Raw genomic sequence first — 15,544 nt, 5'->3', positions numbered from 1 at the left:
TGGAGCATTGCCGATGGAGCAAAACGTTTTTTTTCTGCCCCATGAAGGTCTGAAGCTCGCTGAGCTGGCAGAGTTTCTTGGGGCGGAACTCGCCAATTCCGATCATGCCGATATCATCGTCAGGTCTGTCGCCCCCATCAGCCGGGCACGGGCGGGCGATGTCTGCTATATACTGTCGCGCCGTAACCGCGATGAGTTTGCGACATGCGAGGCCTCGGCGGTGATCTGCGACAAGGCGCTTGCCGATCTCGTTCCTCCGCATCTTCCGGTTATCCTCTCGTCCAATCCGCATGCTGCCTTCGCGATGGCGGGCGGCCTGTTCTACCCCGCAGCATTGCGTCCGGTCGCCATTTCGGGTGAAAGCGAGATTGCCCCGAGCGCAGTGATCGATCCGAGCGCTAAACTCGAAAAGGGCGTGATCGTTGAACCGCTGGCCGTCATCGGTGCGCATTCCGAGATCGGGGAGGGAACGCGCATCGGCGCGAACAGCGTCATCGGCCCGAATGTCAAGATCGGCCGGGGTTGTTCGGTTGCGGCTGGCGCGAGCATTCTTTGTGCGCTGATCGGCAATGGCGTCATCATCCACAATGGTGTTCGGATCGGCCAGGACGGTTTTGGTTATGCACCGGGTCCGCGCGGCATGATCAAGATCGTTCAGATCGGCCGGGTGATCATCCAGGACAATGTTGAGATCGGCGCCAACACTACCATCGACCGCGGCGCAATGGACGACACTGTGATCGGTGAGGGGACCAAGATCGACAATCAGGTCCAGATCGGCCACAACGTCCAGATCGGCCGCCATTGCGCCATCGTTTCGCAGGTCGGCATCGCCGGCAGCACGAAGATCGGCAATGGCGTGCAGATCGGCGGCCAGGCGGGAATTAAGGGGCATGTGACGATCGGCGACGGCGTGCAGATCGCCGCCAAAAGCGGTATCATGACCGACCTTGCCGCCGGCGGACAATATGGCGGTATCCCAGCACGTCCGCTAAAAGACTATCTGAGAGAGGCCGCACAGCAGGTGTCGAAGAGCAAGCTGCGCGGAAGGAACCCTGGAGGCAAGCAAAATGACTGAGGAAGCCACGACAACGCTTTCTTCGGCTGACATCATCGAGATCATGAAGCTGCTGCCGCATCGGTATCCGTTTCTCATGGTCGACAAGATCATCGAGATCGACGGCGACGACAGCGCGATCGGCATCAAGAACGTGACGGTGAACGAACCGCATTTTACTGGCCATTTTCCGGAATCTCCGATCATGCCGGGCGTTCTGCTGATCGAAGGCATGGCCCAGACGGCGGGTGCGATTTGTGCCAAGAAGGAAGGCCAGCCGGGCAACCTCGTCTATTTCATGACCATCGAGAATGCGCGGTTCCGCAAGCCCGTGGTGCCCGGTGATCGGGTCGAATTCCATGTCAGGAAGCAGAAGCAGCGCGGCAATATCTGGAAATTCCATTGCGACGCTAAGGTCGACGGCGCGCTGGTCGCCGAGGCCGATATCGGCGCGATGATCGTTCGTAAGGATCAGGCATGAGCAATATCGCCGAAAGCGCCCACATTCATCCGATGGCCGTCGTCGACGACGGGGCTGTTGTCGGTGAGGGCGTCAAAATCGGTCCTTTCTGCCATGTCGGGGCGCATGTCGTCCTGCATGCGAATGTCGAACTCCTGGCGCATGTGGTCGTCACCGGCCGCACGGTGATCGGTAAAGGCACGCGCATCTTCCCGATGGCGGTCGTCGGCGGCGATCCGCAGAGCGTGCACCACGGCGGCGAAGAGACGACGCTGACGGTCGGCGCCAACTGCACGATCCGCGAAGGTGTGACGATGAACACCGGCACGGCCGATTTCGGCGGCCAGACGATCGTTGGCGACAACAATCTTTTCCTTGCCAATTCCCATGTCGCGCACGACTGCCGCGTCGGCAACCACGTTATCATGTCGAACAACGTCATGCTCGCTGGCCATGTCGTCATCGAGGACCGGGTTATTCTGGGCGGCGGCTCGGCTGTTCACCAGTTCACCCGCGTCGGCCGTCAGGCCTTCGTCGGCGGCCTGTCGGCGGTGAGTTACGACGTTATTCCCTATGGCATGCTGAACGGCAATCCCGGTCTGCTGAGCGGCCTCAACGTCGTTGGCATGACGCGCGCCGGCATTGATCGCGCCGTCATCCACCGCGTTCGCCGCGCCTACAAGGCGATCTTCGAAGGAACGGGCTCCGTGCGCGAAAACGCAGCCGCGATCCGCGAAGAATATGCCGATTGCGAGCAGGTGACGCACATCCTCGATTTCATCGCCGCCGAAAGCGACCGCGCCCTGTCCTCGCCGAGCCGGGGGCAGAAGGGCTAGTCCGTGGCTTTTTCAGGCGACACCGCTGCGGGCCGGCTGGCGATCATCGCCGGCGGCGGCCTTCTGCCTTCCTATGTCGCCGAAGCCGCCCGCGCAGCCGGCGAAAATCCGGTTATCGTCGCGCTGAAGGATGAGAGTGACCGGCGCTGGGAAGATTACGACCACGCCGTCATCGGCATCGGCGATTTCGCCGCCCTCGACGGCTTGCTCAATCGGTATGGCATCGGCCGTGTGGTGATGTCCGGCAGCGTGCGCCGCCGCCCGGAATGGCGCGAGGTGCGTCCGACGCTGCGCATCCTGATGAAGGTCCCGGCCGCCATTCGCACCCTGCTCTCCGGCGGCGACGACACGGTTCTGCAGATGGTCATCCGGTTGATCGAGGGCAACGGCCGGCGCGTCGTCGGCGCCCATGAGATCGCTCCGGATCTTCTTGCCTCCGTCGGTCCGCTTGGCGCCGTGGCGCCCGGTGAGGAAGATCGGCGCGACATTGCCCGTGCGGCCGAAGCCGCCGAAATGCTCGGCCGGCTCGATGTCGGGCAGGGCGCCGTCAGCATCGGCGGGCGCGTCGTTGCCTTGGAGGGATTGGAAGGCACGGACGAGATGCTCGATCGTGTCGCCGGTCTCAGAGCCGCCGGACGCATCTCGCCGCGCCGCCGCGGCGGGATCGTCAAGCTCTGCAAGCCGCAGCAGGATATCCGCGCCGACCTGCCGGCGATCGGCGTTTCAACGGTCCTGAATGCCGGCAAAGCCGGCCTTGCAGGCATTGCCGTCGAGGCCGGCCGATCGCTTGTGCTCGATCGTGCCGCGGTCATCAGCGCCGCCGACGAGGCGGGATTGTTCGTCTGCGGCATCGATCGCGGCCTGCCGGCATGGGGGCTCGAATGAACGGGGCGCCGCTAAAGGTCGCCGTCATTGCCGGGGAGGTGTCGGGTGATCTGCTCGGCGCCGATCTGATCGCCGCGCTGAAGCGGATTTACGGCGGGCCGGTGGAGCTTGTCGGCGTCGGCGGCGAGGGGCTGCAGGCGGAAGGCCTGAAATCCCTGTTCGATTTCTCCGAGCTGTCCATCATGGGCATCACCCAGGTGTTGAGCCGGCTGCCAAGGCTGTTTGGCCTGATCCGTCGAACCACGGCTGAGATTGTCGCCGCAAGGCCGGATATCCTGCTCATCATCGACAGCCCGGATTTCACCCATCGCGTCGCCAAGCGCGTGCGCACCGCGTTGCCCGATCTGCCGGTCGTCAATTACGTCTGTCCAAGCGTCTGGGCCTGGAAGGAATATCGCGCCACGCGAATGCTCGGCTATGTCGATCACGTGCTTGCCGTCCTGCCCTTCGAACCGGCAGCCATGCAGCGCCTCAATGGCCCGCCGACAACCTATGTCGGGCATCGACTAATCGCCGATAAGGCGCTGCTGGAGACACGTCGCCTGCGCGTGGGAAGGCAGCCGGGCAACGGTCCGATCCTGCTTCTTCCCGGCTCGCGCTCCTCCGAGATCCAGAAGCTTCTGCCATACTTCGAGGTCGCGACGAATGAACTCGTCGCCCGCAATGGGCCGACACGTTTCATTCTGCCGACGGTGACGCACAGGCAAGCGCTTGTTCGCGAAATGACGGCGGGATGGGCGGCAAAGCCGGAGATCGTCGTCGGCGCGGAAGCAAAATGGAAAGCCTTTGCCGAGGCCGATGCAGCCATGGCGGCGTCAGGCACGGTTATTCTTGAACTTGCGCTTGCCGATGTGCCCGTCGTCTCCGCCTACAAGGTCGATTGGATTATGCGCATGCTGACATCGGGCATCAAGACCTGGACCGGCGCGCTGCCAAACCTGATTGCCGATTACCCGGTGGTGCCGGAATATCTGAACGATGTCGTCCGCGGCGCAAGCCTCGCGCGCTGGATGGAAAGGTTGTCGGCCGATACTTATCAGCTGAAAGCGATGAAGGAAGGCTACGACCTCATCTGGCAGCGCATGCAGACGGAAAAGCCGCCCGGGGAACATGCTGCCGAGATCCTGCTCGACGTGCTGAACAAGAAAAAACCCGGCCATCTCTGACCGGGTTTTCTTTTGAGTTCTGAAGCGATCAGCGCTTCGAAACCGGGATGTAATCGCGCTTCGGTTCGCCGACATAGAGCTGGCGCGGACGGCCGATGCGCTGTTCCGGATCCTCGATCATCTCGTTCCACTGCGCGATCCAGCCGACGGTGCGGGCGAGCGCGAAGAGCACGGTGAACATGGTCGTGGGGAAGCCCAGCGCCTTCAGCGTGATGCCGGAATAGAAGTCGATGTTCGGATAGAGCTTCTTCTCGATGAAATATTCGTCGGTCAGCGCGATGCGCTCCAGTTCCATCGCCACTTCGAGCAGCGGATCGTCCTTGATGCCGAGTTCGCCGAGCACTTCATGCGTCGTCTTCTGCATGATCTTGGCCCGCGGATCGTAGTTCTTGTAGACGCGGTGGCCGAAGCCCATCAGGCGGAACGGATCGTTCTTGTCCTTGGCGCGGGCGATATATTCCGGAATGTGGTCGACAGTGCCGATCTCGTTCAGCATGTTGAGCGCTGCTTCGTTGGCGCCGCCATGGGCGGGCCCCCAGAGGCAGGCGATACCGGCAGCGATGCAGGCGAACGGATTGGCGCCAGACGAACCGGCAAGGCGCACGGTCGAGGTCGAGGCGTTCTGCTCGTGATCAGCATGCAGGATGAAGATGCGGTCCATGGCGCGGGCCAGCACCGGATTGACGACGTATTCCTCGCAAGGGACGGCAAAGCACATGCGCAGGAAGTTCGATGCGTAGTCGAGGTCGTTCTTCGGGTAAACGAATGGCTGGCCGATATGGTACTTGTAGGCCATGGCGGCAAGCGTCGGCATCTTGGCGATCATGCGCAGGCTTGCGACCATGCGCTGGTGCGGATCGGTGATGTCTGTGGAGTCATGATAGAACGCCGACAGCGCGCCGACGCAGCCGCACATGACGGCCATCGGATGCGCATCGCGGCGGAAGCCGGTGAAGAAGCGGCTCATCTGCTCATGCACCATCGTGTGGTGCGTGACGCGATAGTCGAAATCCTTCTTCTGCGCAGCGGTCGGCAGTTCGCCGTAGAGCAGGAGGTAGCAGACCTCGAGGAAGTCGCCGTGCTCAGCGAGCTGCTCGATCGGATAACCGCGGTGCAGCAGGACACCTTCATCGCCGTCGATATAGGTGATTTTCGATTCACAGGATGCGGTCGAGGTGAAGCCCGGATCGTAGGTAAAGGAAGCGGTGTTCTTGTAGAGGGCACCGATATCGATGACGCTCGGGCCGATTGTGCCGCTTTTAACGGCAAGGTCGACCGATTTGTCTCCGATTTTTATTGTAGCGCTTTGATCCGTCATGCTGTCCTCCGAAATGTCGGTGGCGCCACAAAAGCGCCATAGGGGTTAAGCGTCCTTTCCGATAGCTATATGATCGCGACGCTTATGCCAAGTTACCGTGACGGCATTTTGTGCATTGCGGCATCACCTTTTAGGCACTGCAGCGATGAGCCGCACGCATAGCGGAAGCCGATGATTCGACTGGCCTTTTGCCGTTCGCGATTTTCGCGCGTATTTCAATCGATTATTCTTGCCGGAATTGCGTGAAGGTTGCATTCTGGGTCTGGGCGGAGTGACCTTGGGCGGCGCATGCAGGAATTGACGACAGTCGAATTGCGGCCGCAAGCGGGCAACGGCATTGCCGATCCCACACCTGCCCATGCGCCTGCCGCGGCGACGCGGCCGGTAACGACGCAGTCGTCGGTACCTTTAGGACACCGGCTGACGACCGCCACCCACCAATTATTGCGTGCTGGCGCCCGCATGCTGAGCGAGGAGGTGGACTACGGCCGCCTGCTCCTGTTTTCGCCGGTTTTCCTCGGGGCCGGCTCGGCCTTCTGGTTTTTGGCGGCAACCGATATTCCGGTCGTTCCATCGCTGCTCGGCCTGTTGGCGTTGGCGGTTGCGGTTCTCGTCGCTGGCCGCGGCCGCCCGGCTTTGCAGGCAACGCTTCTGGCGTTCGCGCTTGTGTTATGCGGCATGCTCTGTGCGCAGTTCGAGAGCTGGCGGGCCTCGACCGTCATGCTCGATTCAGCGGTGACGACGACGATAACCGGCCGCGTCGAGCGGCGCGAAGGCGAGGATCGCGGGCGGTGGCGCTATATTCTTGCCGTCACCGGCACCGCGGCGCCGGAGGTGAAGCGGCCGCCCAGGCGTATAACCGTGATCGCCCGCGGCGCCGACGCGCCTTTCGAGATCGGTGACGTCATTACCGGCAGGGCACGCCTGACGCCGCCGGCAGGCCCGGCGCTGCCCGGCCTCAACGATTTCTCCTTCGGTGCCTATTTCGATGGCATCGGTGCGAACGGCTTCTTCTACGGCGCGCCGACGAAGCTCGATTTGCAGGCGAAGCCGCCGGAGGTGAAATCCACTTCCGGAGCTCTGCTCGAATGGCTCTTCCGGCTGCGCAGCGGCGTTGGCGATCGTATACGCTCGATCCTGCCGGGCGACACGGGCGCTTTTGCCGCCGCTCTCGTGACGGACGAACGGCGCGCTATTTCCGATGAGACAACGGAGGCGCTGCGCCAATCCGGACTTGCCCATATCATTGCTATATCAGGGCTCAACATGGCGCTGTCGGCCGGCATCTTCTTCGTCGGCTTCCGGATGCTGCTCAGCCTCTTTCCCGGCGTCTCCCAAGCCTATCCGACCAAGAAGTTCGCCGCAGCCGGCGCGCTCGTTGCCGTCACGGCCTATTTCCTGATCTCGGGTTTCGCGGTCTCGGCAGAACGCGCCTTCATCATGATGGCGATCATGCTGATTGCCGTATTCTTCGACCGGCCTTCGATCAGCCTTCGCAATGTCGCTCTTTCGGCGCTTGTCATCATCGCGATTTCGCCCTCTGAAGTCCTGGGCCCCAGCTTTCAAATGTCCTTTGCCGCGACCTTGGCGCTGGTATCGGGTTATCAGCTGTGGAAGGACCGGCGCGTCCGCGAGAACGCCTTCCTGAAAATGCCGGCCCTGCGGCTGGTCGCCGCCGTCGCGCGCTTCTTCGCAGGTGTTTTCCTGACCTCGCTGATCGGCGGCTTTTCCACGGCGCTTTTTTCGATCGAGCACTTCCATCGGCTGACGGCCTATGGTCTTCCGGCAAACCTCGCGACGATGCCAATTATCTCTTTCATCGTCATGCCGGCCGGCTTGTTCGCAATGCTGCTCATGCCTTTCGGCCTGGATGCATTGCCCTGGAAAGTGGTCGGATTCGGCCTCGATCTGGTGATCGCGGTGGCAAAGACGATATCCGGCTGGGGCGGGAATATCGACATCGGTCGTTTGCCCGGCTGGTATTTCGCGGTGGCCGTGGCGGGTTTCCTGCTGATGACCCTGCTGCGGACACGGCTGCGCCATGTCGGCACCGCTCTCATCGCCGTCTCGACGTTTACTCTATTGGTGCTGCCGGTGTCCCGGCCGCCGGATCTGGTGATTTCGGAAGATGGCGCACTCGTTGCGGTCGTCGCGACGGCATCAATGGCCTCCAACCGCGAGAGGCCGGCGGACTTCATCTTCAGCCAATGGCAGAGAGCGCTGGTTCTGCCGACGCATCATCCGCCGAAAATGCTGGATGGTCCTGCAGTCTCGGAGGAAAAAGACAGGCGCCTCAAGCTTTCCCACGAGCAACAGAACGAAGCGAGGATCGCCATGCGGGCGGTCGCAGCGGGCGCTGAGGCGGGGCGTTTTTCCTGCGTCAAGAAAGCCTGGTGCATAGCGGTGCTTGCAAATGGTCGCGTCGTAGCCGTCATCGAGAACGCCGCCTATCTCGGCCCGGCCTGCGATGCCGGCGACATCGTCGTGACGTCGGTACGCTTGCGCTTCGCCATCTGCCGCTCGGGCGCGACGCTGTTTACCGGCGAGACGCTGCGTAGGACCGGCTCGCTCGAATTGCGTTTTGCCGACAGCGGCCTGGAGGTCGCCACCGCCTTCGACGCCTTGTCGCGGCCATGGACACGCCATCGCGCCTATGATTGGCGAACCGACAGTTTCACGGATTCCGGTGCGTCCAGTGTCAGTGATAGCGACGGATGAGGCCGACGAGCTTGCCCTGCACCTTGACGCGGTCGGGCCCGAAGATGCGGGTCTCATAGGCCGGGTTGGCGGCCTCCAGCGCGATCGAGGCGCCCTTGCGGCGGAAACGCTTCAGCGTTGCTTCCTCGTCGTCGACGAGAGCAACGACGATATCGCCGGGACTTGCGGTGCTGCCGTTGCGAATGATCACCGTGTCCCCGTCGAAGATGCCGGCGTCGATCATCGAATCGCCCTTGACCTCCAGTGCATAGTGCTCACCGGAGCCAAGCATATCTGCGGGAACGACGATGTCGTGCGTGTTGTTCTGGATCGCCGAGATCGGAACGCCGGCGGCGATCCGCCCCATGACCGGCACGGAGATAGAGTTTCCGTTGTCGGCGACCGGCTTTGCCGCAGCGGGGGCGGCAACCGGTTGGGGCTTGCCGAGACTGCCCTCGATCACGCTTGGCGAAAAACCGCGGCGCGGTTGAAGACTGGGGCTGTAGGCCTCTGGAAGCTTGATCACCTCAAGCGCCCTGGCGCGGTTCGGAAGGCGGCGAATGAAGCCGCGTTCCTCGAGCGCCGTGATCAGCCGGTGGATGCCGGATTTCGAGGCGAGATCAAGAGCATCCTTCATTTCGTCGAACGAGGGAGGAACGCCGGATTCCTTCATGCGCTCATGAATGAAAAGGAGAAGCTCCTGTTGTTTGCGCGTGAGCATCGACGTCAGACCCCTGATTGAAACAAATCCAGAACAGACACTATATGTTCCATATGTGTTCCGCAAGTAGCTAAATTTTCGTAAAACTTCGCGTCAACTCGTTGAGATTTTTATTTTCATTCGCGGGATTTGGCACATAAGCCTTGAATTGAGCGCGCGCCGTCGCACATCTCTTGCCATTTTAGAGAGGGGGACATTATGAGCCGACATTCCGCCAATCCGCACCCGTTGGATCATGTCGTGTTGCCCGTCGTCAATATCGACCTGGCGCGCGAGAGGCTCGGAAAGCTCGGCTTCACCGTTGCCGCCGATGCGCGCCATCCCTTCGGCACCGAGAATGCCTGCGTCTTCTTTGCCGACAAGACCTATCTGGAGCCGCTCGGTGTTGCGAGCGTTGAGGAGAGCGAGGTATCGGCGCGGCAAGGCAACGTCTTTACAGCCCGCAACCAGGCTTTCCGCTTCCGCTGCGGGGAGGAGGGTCTTTCGGCAATTGCCTTTGGCACCGAGGATTCCGGCTTGGATCACAAGAGTTTCGCCGGCAAGGGATCGAGCGCCGGCGACATGCTGGAGTTCACCCGGCCGATGAAAATGCCGGATGGTTCGGAGAGCCTTGGCAGCTTCAGATTGGCATTTGCCGGCGACCTCCGCGCGCCCGATCTCTTTCTCTTCGCCGTCGAGCGCGTCAACCCGCTGCCGGCCGATCGCGGTGCGCTGGAAAAGCATGCCAATGGCGTCACCGGCATTGCAGAGGTGGCGCTCTGCGCGCCGGAGCCGGCGGCCTTCGCCGGCTTCGTCAGCCTTGCCGCAGCGCAATCGGCAGTCGAGAAAACCGGTTTCGGCGTCAATATCGCGGCCTCGAACGCGAGGATCAGCTTGCTGACGCCGGAAGGGTTGGAAGCCTATTTCGAGACTGCGGTCTCACCCGCCGAGCGCGGCCTGCGCGGCCGGGCAATCCTCTTCAATGTCGCCGATCTTGCCGTGACAGAAGCGCATTTGGCTGCTAACGGGGTGACCTACACGCGCAAGAATAATCGCATTCTGGTGAAGCCCGCGCCCGGCCAGGGCACGCTCTTCGCCTTCGAGGAACCACGATGAGCTCCAATACGAATTCCGAAGTCAAGATCGGCGAAGGCAACGGCCAGGTTACCTTTTCCAATACAGGGCGCCTGTCGCTGATCGCCGGCCCCTGCCAGATGGAAAGTCGCGATCACGCCTTCATGGTGGCCGGCACGCTGAAGGAGCTTTGCGGCAAGCTCGGCCTAGGCCTCGTCTACAAGAGCTCTTTCGACAAGGCGAACCGCACCTCGCTCTCGGCCGAGCGTGGCATCGGCCTCGAAAAGGGCATGGAGATATTTGCCGACCTGAAGAAGGAATTCGGCTTTCCGGTCCTGACCGACGTTCATACCGCCGAGCAATGTGCGGAAGTGGCCAAGACCGTCGATGTCCTGCAGATCCCGGCCTTCCTTTGCCGTCAGACCGACCTGCTGATCGCCGCCGCCAGGACCGGCCGCGTCGTCAACGTCAAGAAGGGCCAGTTTCTTGCGCCTTGGGATATGAAGAACGTCTTGAAGAAGCTCAACGCCAGCGGCAATCCAAATGTTCTTCTGTGCGAGCGCGGCGCCTCGTTCGGATATAATACGCTGGTCTCCGACATGCGTTCGCTGCCGATTATGGCGGCGATGGGCGCTCCTGTGGTCTTCGATGCGACCCATTCCGTCGCCCAGCCGGGCGGGCAGGGGGATTCCTCCGGTGGTCAGCGGGAATTCGTCGAGACGCTGGCACGCGCTGCCGTAGCTGCCGGCATTGCCGGCGTCTTCCTCGAAACCCATCAGGACCCCGACAATGCACCGTCCGATGGCCCTAACATGGTCTATCTCAAGGACATGCCGCGATTGCTTGAGAAGCTGCTTGCCTTCGACGCGGTCGCCAAGGCTTGACGTTCAACAGGCTGACATGATCGTGGTTTAGGCCACGACACAATGCCCGTTCGAAGGCCGGAAATTGCGGCTTTGTAATTTGCGCACCTTCGATTAAGACGGTTTCCAACGACCTATCACCCACCGAGCAGGAAGAACCCATGACTGCAATCACCGATATCATCGCCCGCGAGATCCTCGATAGCCGTGGCAACCCCACCGTCGAAGTCGACGTCTATCTCGAAGACGGCAGCATGGGCCGCGCGGCCGTTCCCTCGGGCGCCTCGACCGGAGCGCACGAGGCGGTCGAACTGCGCGACGGCGGCAAGCGTTACCTCGGCAAGGGCGTCCAGAAGGCCGTCGAGGCTGCCAACACCGAGATCTTCGACGCGATCGGCGGCATCGACGCCGAAAACCAGATCCAGATCGACAACATCATGATCGAGCTCGACGGCACGCCGAACAAGTCGCGCCTCGGCGCCAACGCCATCCTCGGCGTGTCGCTCGCCGTCGCCAAGGCTGCCGCCCAGGCATCCGGCCTGCCGCTCTATCGTTATGTCGGTGGCGCTTCCGCCAGCCTGCTGCCGGTGCCGATGATGAACATCATCAACGGCGGCGCCCATGCCGACAATCCGATCGATTTCCAGGAATTCATGATCTTGCCGGTCGGCGCCGATTCGATCGCCGAAGCCGTGCGCATGGGGTCGGAAGTCTTCCACACGCTCCGCAAGGAACTTGCCGCACAGGGCCATAACACCAACGTCGGTGACGAAGGTGGTTTTGCGCCGGGCCTGAAGAGCGCCCCTGAGGCCCTCGACTTCATCATGAAGTCGATCGAGAAAGCCGGCTACAAGCCGGGCGACGACATGTGCCTTGGCCTCGACTGCGCATCGACGGAATTCTTCAAGGACGGCAAGTATGTTCTCGAAGGCGAAGGCCGCACGCTCGAATCGGGCGCCATGGCCGAATATCTGGCCGAACTCGCCGGCAAATACCCGATCATCTCGATCGAGGACGGCATGGCCGAGGACGACTGGGATGGCTGGAAGGCGCTGACCGATCTGATCGGCAACAAGACGCAGCTCGTCGGCGACGATCTCTTCGTCACCAATTCCGCCCGCCTTCGCGACGGCATCCGCATGGGCGTTGCCAACTCGATCCTCGTCAAGGTCAACCAGATCGGTTCGCTGACGGAAACGCTCGACGCGGTCAATACGGCGCACAAGGCGGCCTACACCGCGGTCATGTCGCACCGCTCCGGCGAGACGGAAGATTCAACCATCGCCGATCTCGCGGTTGCCACCAACTGCGGCCAGATCAAGACAGGTTCGCTGTCGCGTTCCGACCGCCTCGCCAAGTACAATCAGCTGATCCGCATCGAAGAAGGCCTCGGCCCCCAGGCCCAATATGCCGGCCGCTCGATCATCAAAGGCTGATCGTTCCGACTTTCAACGGCTCGACCCGCGCCTTCCGGCGCGGGTTTTTTATTGCGCACCTTTTACGGTCAATGAACGGTTAATCTCTGCGCGTTATGATGAACGAATTGGTAATGCGTTCAAGAGCATGCGTGTATGTGGACAAAGCATCATAAGAAGAGAAAGATCGGCCGCTTCGTCATTCCGGCCATGACGGTCGCCTTCCTTTCCTATTTCGGCTATCATTGCATCCATGGCGACTATGGCCTTCGGGCGACGGAGACGTTCGAGCGTCAGCGCGTCGCGCGCGAAAAAGAGCTTGCGATGTTGAAAACGAAGCGCGAACATCTGGAAAGCCAGGTCGCGCTGCTGAGTGACGGCTCGCTCGACAAGGATATGTTGGACGAAAAGGCGCGATATCAGCTGAATATGTCGCGTGCGGACGAGATCGTCATATTCAACCATTATTCCAATTAACCGGAATCCGGTTAATTGGTATTTCTTGTTTATTTCCAATAATTTAGTACCGAATACGAGCCATGCAATTATGGCATTGCTGTGGTCATATTTCTTCCCTATGGTACGCGCCATCGAGAAACGACAAACCCATAGGGAGGGTTGAATGGCGCCGCGAAAGACCGCGACCGTTTCCAGCCGCAAAACTGCAGCAAAACCAGCAGCCAAAGCATCGAATGGAGGCCCGGTAGCCGACTTCGATCGGGATGAGGAACTCAAGGCCTATCGCGAGATGCTATTGATCCGCCGCTTCGAGGAGAAGGCCGGCCAGCTTTACGGCATGGGCTTCATCGGCGGCTTCTGCCATCTCTATATCGGTCAGGAAGCTGTCGTCGTTGGCATGCAGATGGCGCAGAAGGAAGGCGATCAGGTCATCACTGCCTATCGCGACCACGGCCACATGCTGGCAACCGGCATGGAAGCGCGCGGCGTCATGGCGGAACTGACCGGGCGCCGCAGCGGCTATTCCCACGGGAAGGGCGGCTCGATGCACATGTTCTCGAAAGAGAAGCATTTCTATGGCGGTCACGGCATCGTCGGCGCCCAGGTCTCGCTCGGAACCGGGCTTGCCTTTGCAAACCGCTACCGCGGCAACGGCAATGTCGCCATCGCCTACTTCGGTGACGGCGCCGCCAACCAGGGCCAGGTCTACGAGAGCTTCAACATGGCGGCGCTCTGGAAGCTGCCGATCGTCTACATCGTCGAAAACAACCGCTACGCCATGGGCACCTCGACGGCGCGCGCCACCGCCCAGTCGAATTACTCGCTGCGCGGCTCCGGCTTCGGCATCCCCGGCATTCAGGTCGACGGCATGGACGTTCGCGCCGTCAAGGCGGCGGCCGACGAAGCGCTCGAACATTGCCGCTCCGGTAAGGGCCCGATCATTCTCGAAATGCTGACCTATCGTTATCGCGGCCACTCCATGTCCGATCCGGCGAAATATCGCACCAAGGAAGAAGTGCAGAAGATGCGCTCCGAACAGGATCCGATCGAGCAGGTGAAGGCGCGCCTCATCGAAAAGGGCTGGGCGTCCGAAGACGATCTGAAGGCGATCGACAAGGATGTCCGCGACATCGTCGCCGACAGTGCCGACTTCGCCCAGGCCGATCCGGAGCCGGATGCATCCGAGCTCTATACCGACATTCTGCTCTAATCGGGGAGGGAACCCATGCCTATCGATATCCTCATGCCCGCCCTCTCTCCGACGATGGAAGAAGGCACGCTGTCCAAATGGCTGAAGCAGGAAGGTGACAAGGTCACCTCAGGCGACGTGATCGCCGAAATCGAAACCGACAAGGCGACGATGGAAGTCGAAGCCGTCGACGAAGGCGTCATCGGCAAGCTGCTCGTCGATGCCGGCACCGAAGGCGTCAAGGTCAACACCAAGATTGCCGTGCTGCTGCAGGACGGCGAATCGGCCTCGGATATATCATCCGCCAAGCCGGCCGCCCCCGCCGCCGCTCCGCAGGTTGCCCAGGAAGAGAAGCCGACCAATAGCGGTTCTGCTTCCGCGCCGCTTCCGGCCGAGCCGAAGGCTGTCGTTCCGAACGACCCGGAAATTCCGGCCGGCACCGAAATGGTGTCGATGACGGTGCGCGAAGCGCTGCGCGACGCCATGGCCGAAGAAATGCGCGCCAGCGACGACGTCTTCGTCATGGGCGAGGAAGTCGCCGAATATCAGGGCGCCTACAAGGTCACCCAGGGCCTGCTGCAGGAATTCGGCGCCCGCCGCGTCATCGATACGCCGATCACCGAACATGGTTTTGCCGGCGTCGGCGTCGGTGCCGCCATGGCCGGCCTTCGCCCGATCGTCGAATTCATGACCTTCAACTTCGCCATGCAGGCGATCGACCATATCATCAACTCGGCCGCCAAGACGCTCTATATGTCCGGCGGCCAGATGGGCGCTCCGATCGTCTTCCGCGGCCCGAACGGTGCTGCCGCCCGCGTTGGCGCCCAGCACAGCCAGGATTATGCCGCCTGGTATAGCGCTATCCCCGGCCTGAAAGTCGTCATGCCCTATACGGCATCCGACGCCAAGGGCCTGCTGAAGGCGGCGATCCGCGATCCGAACCCGGTCATCTTCCTCGAAAACGAAATTCTATACGGCCAGCACTTCGACGTGCCGAAGCTTGACAATTTCGTTCTGCCGATCGGCAAGGCCCGCATCCATCGTCCGGGCAAGGACGTCACCGTCGTTTCCTTCGGCATCGGCATGACCTATGCGACGAAGGCGGTTGCCGAACTGGAGAAAATCGGCATCGACGTCGAACTGATCGACCTTCGCACCATCCGCCCAATGGATCTGCCGACGGTCATCGAATCGGTGAAGAAAACCGGCCGCCTCGTCACCGTCGAAGAAGGTTATCCGCAGTCCTCCGTCGGCACCGAAATCGCCACCCGCGTCATGCAGCAGGCCTTCGACTATCTCGATGCGCCGATCCTGACGATTGCAGGCAAGGACGTGCCGATGCCTTACGCCGCCAATCTCGAAAAGCTGGCGCTTCCGAACGTCGGCGAAGTCGTCGATGCGGTGAAGGCCGTTTGCTACAAATAA

The 15,544-nt window shown here is 61.4% G+C and carries 14 protein-coding genes; 12 read left to right on the top strand and 2 right to left on the bottom strand.

Features of this window, described 5'->3' with window-relative positions; genetic code table 11:
- Window positions 1–13 precede the first annotated feature (13 nt).
- The 5 genes from lpxD to lpxB are packed head-to-tail and all read left to right on the top strand — an operon-like array spanning window position 14 to window position 4,404.
- Window positions 14–1,078 (top strand): UDP-3-O-(3-hydroxymyristoyl)glucosamine N-acyltransferase, encoded by a 1,065-nt coding sequence (gene lpxD, locus GA0061105_RS03305; RefSeq protein WP_092747968.1) that lies wholly within the window; start codon window positions 14–16, stop codon window positions 1,076–1,078.
- Window positions 1,071–1,538, top strand: a complete 468-nt coding sequence (gene fabZ / locus GA0061105_RS03300) for a 3-hydroxyacyl-ACP dehydratase FabZ (RefSeq protein WP_064691486.1) — start codon at window positions 1,071–1,073, stop codon at window positions 1,536–1,538. The genes lpxD and fabZ overlap by 8 nt, the downstream gene beginning before the upstream one ends.
- Entirely contained in the window at window positions 1,535–2,353 is an 819-nt protein-coding gene (lpxA, locus tag GA0061105_RS03295) for an acyl-ACP--UDP-N-acetylglucosamine O-acyltransferase (RefSeq protein WP_092747966.1), read from the top strand. The genes fabZ and lpxA overlap by 4 nt, the downstream gene beginning before the upstream one ends.
- Window positions 2,354–2,356: 3 nt before the next feature.
- A complete protein-coding gene (locus GA0061105_RS03290; RefSeq protein WP_064691488.1) occupies window positions 2,357–3,238 on the top strand; it encodes an LpxI family protein in 882 nt (293 codons plus the stop codon).
- Window positions 3,235–4,404 (top strand): lipid-A-disaccharide synthase, encoded by a 1,170-nt coding sequence (lpxB, locus tag GA0061105_RS03285; protein WP_092747964.1) that lies wholly within the window; start codon window positions 3,235–3,237, stop codon window positions 4,402–4,404. The genes GA0061105_RS03290 and lpxB overlap by 4 nt, the downstream gene beginning before the upstream one ends.
- 28 nt (window positions 4,405–4,432) lie before the next feature.
- Here lpxB and gltA read toward each other — a convergent pair whose 3' ends face one another.
- Window positions 4,433–5,722 carry a citrate synthase gene (gene gltA, locus GA0061105_RS03280; RefSeq protein ID WP_008526864.1) on the bottom strand — a complete coding sequence of 430 codons (1,290 nt, stop codon included), beginning with the start codon at window positions 5,720–5,722 and terminating at the stop codon, window positions 4,433–4,435.
- A gap of 288 nt (window positions 5,723–6,010) precedes the next feature.
- Here gltA and GA0061105_RS03275 point away from each other — a divergent pair, with 288 nt between their 5' ends.
- A complete protein-coding gene (locus tag GA0061105_RS03275; RefSeq protein ID WP_092747961.1) occupies window positions 6,011–8,440 on the top strand; it encodes a ComEC/Rec2 family competence protein in 2,430 nt (809 codons plus the stop codon).
- On the opposite strand, the gene lexA is transcribed toward GA0061105_RS03275, so the two are convergent.
- A complete protein-coding gene (lexA, locus tag GA0061105_RS03270) occupies window positions 8,421–9,140 on the bottom strand; it encodes a transcriptional repressor LexA (protein ID WP_092747959.1) in 720 nt (239 codons plus the stop codon). The genes GA0061105_RS03275 and lexA overlap by 20 nt on opposite strands.
- 198 nt (window positions 9,141–9,338) lie before the next feature.
- On the opposite strand from lexA, the gene GA0061105_RS03265 reads away from it, so the two are divergent.
- From GA0061105_RS03265 to GA0061105_RS03240, 6 genes are all read left to right on the top strand, one after another.
- On the top strand, window positions 9,339–10,235 hold the full coding sequence (locus tag GA0061105_RS03265) for a VOC family protein (RefSeq protein ID WP_092747957.1): 897 nt from the start codon (window positions 9,339–9,341) through the stop codon (window positions 10,233–10,235).
- On the top strand, window positions 10,232–11,077 hold the full coding sequence (kdsA, locus tag GA0061105_RS03260) for a 3-deoxy-8-phosphooctulonate synthase (protein ID WP_092747955.1): 846 nt from the start codon (window positions 10,232–10,234) through the stop codon (window positions 11,075–11,077). Before GA0061105_RS03265 ends, kdsA begins: the two co-directional genes overlap by 4 nt.
- A gap of 140 nt (window positions 11,078–11,217) precedes the next feature.
- Window positions 11,218–12,492, top strand: coding sequence for a phosphopyruvate hydratase (gene eno, locus GA0061105_RS03255; protein ID WP_064691494.1), 1,275 nt, complete (start codon window positions 11,218–11,220; stop codon window positions 12,490–12,492).
- Between the two features lie 135 nt (window positions 12,493–12,627).
- On the top strand, window positions 12,628–12,948 hold the full coding sequence (locus GA0061105_RS03250) for an FtsB family cell division protein (RefSeq protein WP_092747953.1): 321 nt from the start codon (window positions 12,628–12,630) through the stop codon (window positions 12,946–12,948).
- 145 nt (window positions 12,949–13,093) lie between these two features.
- Window positions 13,094–14,140, top strand: a complete 1,047-nt coding sequence (pdhA, locus tag GA0061105_RS03245) for a pyruvate dehydrogenase (acetyl-transferring) E1 component subunit alpha (RefSeq protein WP_064691496.1) — start codon at window positions 13,094–13,096, stop codon at window positions 14,138–14,140.
- 15 nt (window positions 14,141–14,155) lie between these two features.
- Window positions 14,156–15,544, top strand: coding sequence for a pyruvate dehydrogenase complex E1 component subunit beta (locus GA0061105_RS03240; protein WP_092747951.1), 1,389 nt, complete (start codon window positions 14,156–14,158; stop codon window positions 15,542–15,544).

This window comes from Rhizobium aethiopicum (assembly GCF_900094625.1).
Classification (GTDB): domain Bacteria; phylum Pseudomonadota; class Alphaproteobacteria; order Rhizobiales; family Rhizobiaceae; genus Rhizobium; species Rhizobium aethiopicum.
Note: the sequence above shows the minus strand (reverse complement) of the source record. Positions and strands in the feature narration are given on the sequence as shown.

What these genes read in the sequence shown, in the direction of transcription:
- lpxD (WP_092747968.1), top strand. Translation starts at nt 14, where the DNA reads ATGGAGCAAAACGTTTTTTTTCTGCCCCATGAAGGTCTGAAGCTCGCT.
- fabZ (WP_064691486.1), top strand. Translation starts at nt 1,071, where the DNA reads ATGACTGAGGAAGCCACGACAACGCTTTCTTCGGCTGACATCATCGAG.
- lpxA (WP_092747966.1), top strand. Translation starts at nt 1,535, where the DNA reads ATGAGCAATATCGCCGAAAGCGCCCACATTCATCCGATGGCCGTCGTC.
- lpxB (WP_092747964.1), top strand. Translation starts at nt 3,235, where the DNA reads ATGAACGGGGCGCCGCTAAAGGTCGCCGTCATTGCCGGGGAGGTGTCG.
- gltA (WP_008526864.1), bottom strand. Translation starts at nt 5,722, where the DNA reads ATGACGGATCAAAGCGCTACAATAAAAATCGGAGACAAATCGGTCGAC.
- GA0061105_RS03275 (WP_092747961.1), top strand. Translation starts at nt 6,011, where the DNA reads ATGCAGGAATTGACGACAGTCGAATTGCGGCCGCAAGCGGGCAACGGC.
- lexA (WP_092747959.1), bottom strand. Translation starts at nt 9,140, where the DNA reads ATGCTCACGCGCAAACAACAGGAGCTTCTCCTTTTCATTCATGAGCGC.
- GA0061105_RS03265 (WP_092747957.1), top strand. Translation starts at nt 9,339, where the DNA reads ATGAGCCGACATTCCGCCAATCCGCACCCGTTGGATCATGTCGTGTTG.
- kdsA (WP_092747955.1), top strand. Translation starts at nt 10,232, where the DNA reads ATGAGCTCCAATACGAATTCCGAAGTCAAGATCGGCGAAGGCAACGGC.
- eno (WP_064691494.1), top strand. Translation starts at nt 11,218, where the DNA reads ATGACTGCAATCACCGATATCATCGCCCGCGAGATCCTCGATAGCCGT.
- GA0061105_RS03250 (WP_092747953.1), top strand. Translation starts at nt 12,628, where the DNA reads ATGTGGACAAAGCATCATAAGAAGAGAAAGATCGGCCGCTTCGTCATT.
- pdhA (WP_064691496.1), top strand. Translation starts at nt 13,094, where the DNA reads ATGGCGCCGCGAAAGACCGCGACCGTTTCCAGCCGCAAAACTGCAGCA.
- GA0061105_RS03240 (WP_092747951.1), top strand. Translation starts at nt 14,156, where the DNA reads ATGCCTATCGATATCCTCATGCCCGCCCTCTCTCCGACGATGGAAGAA.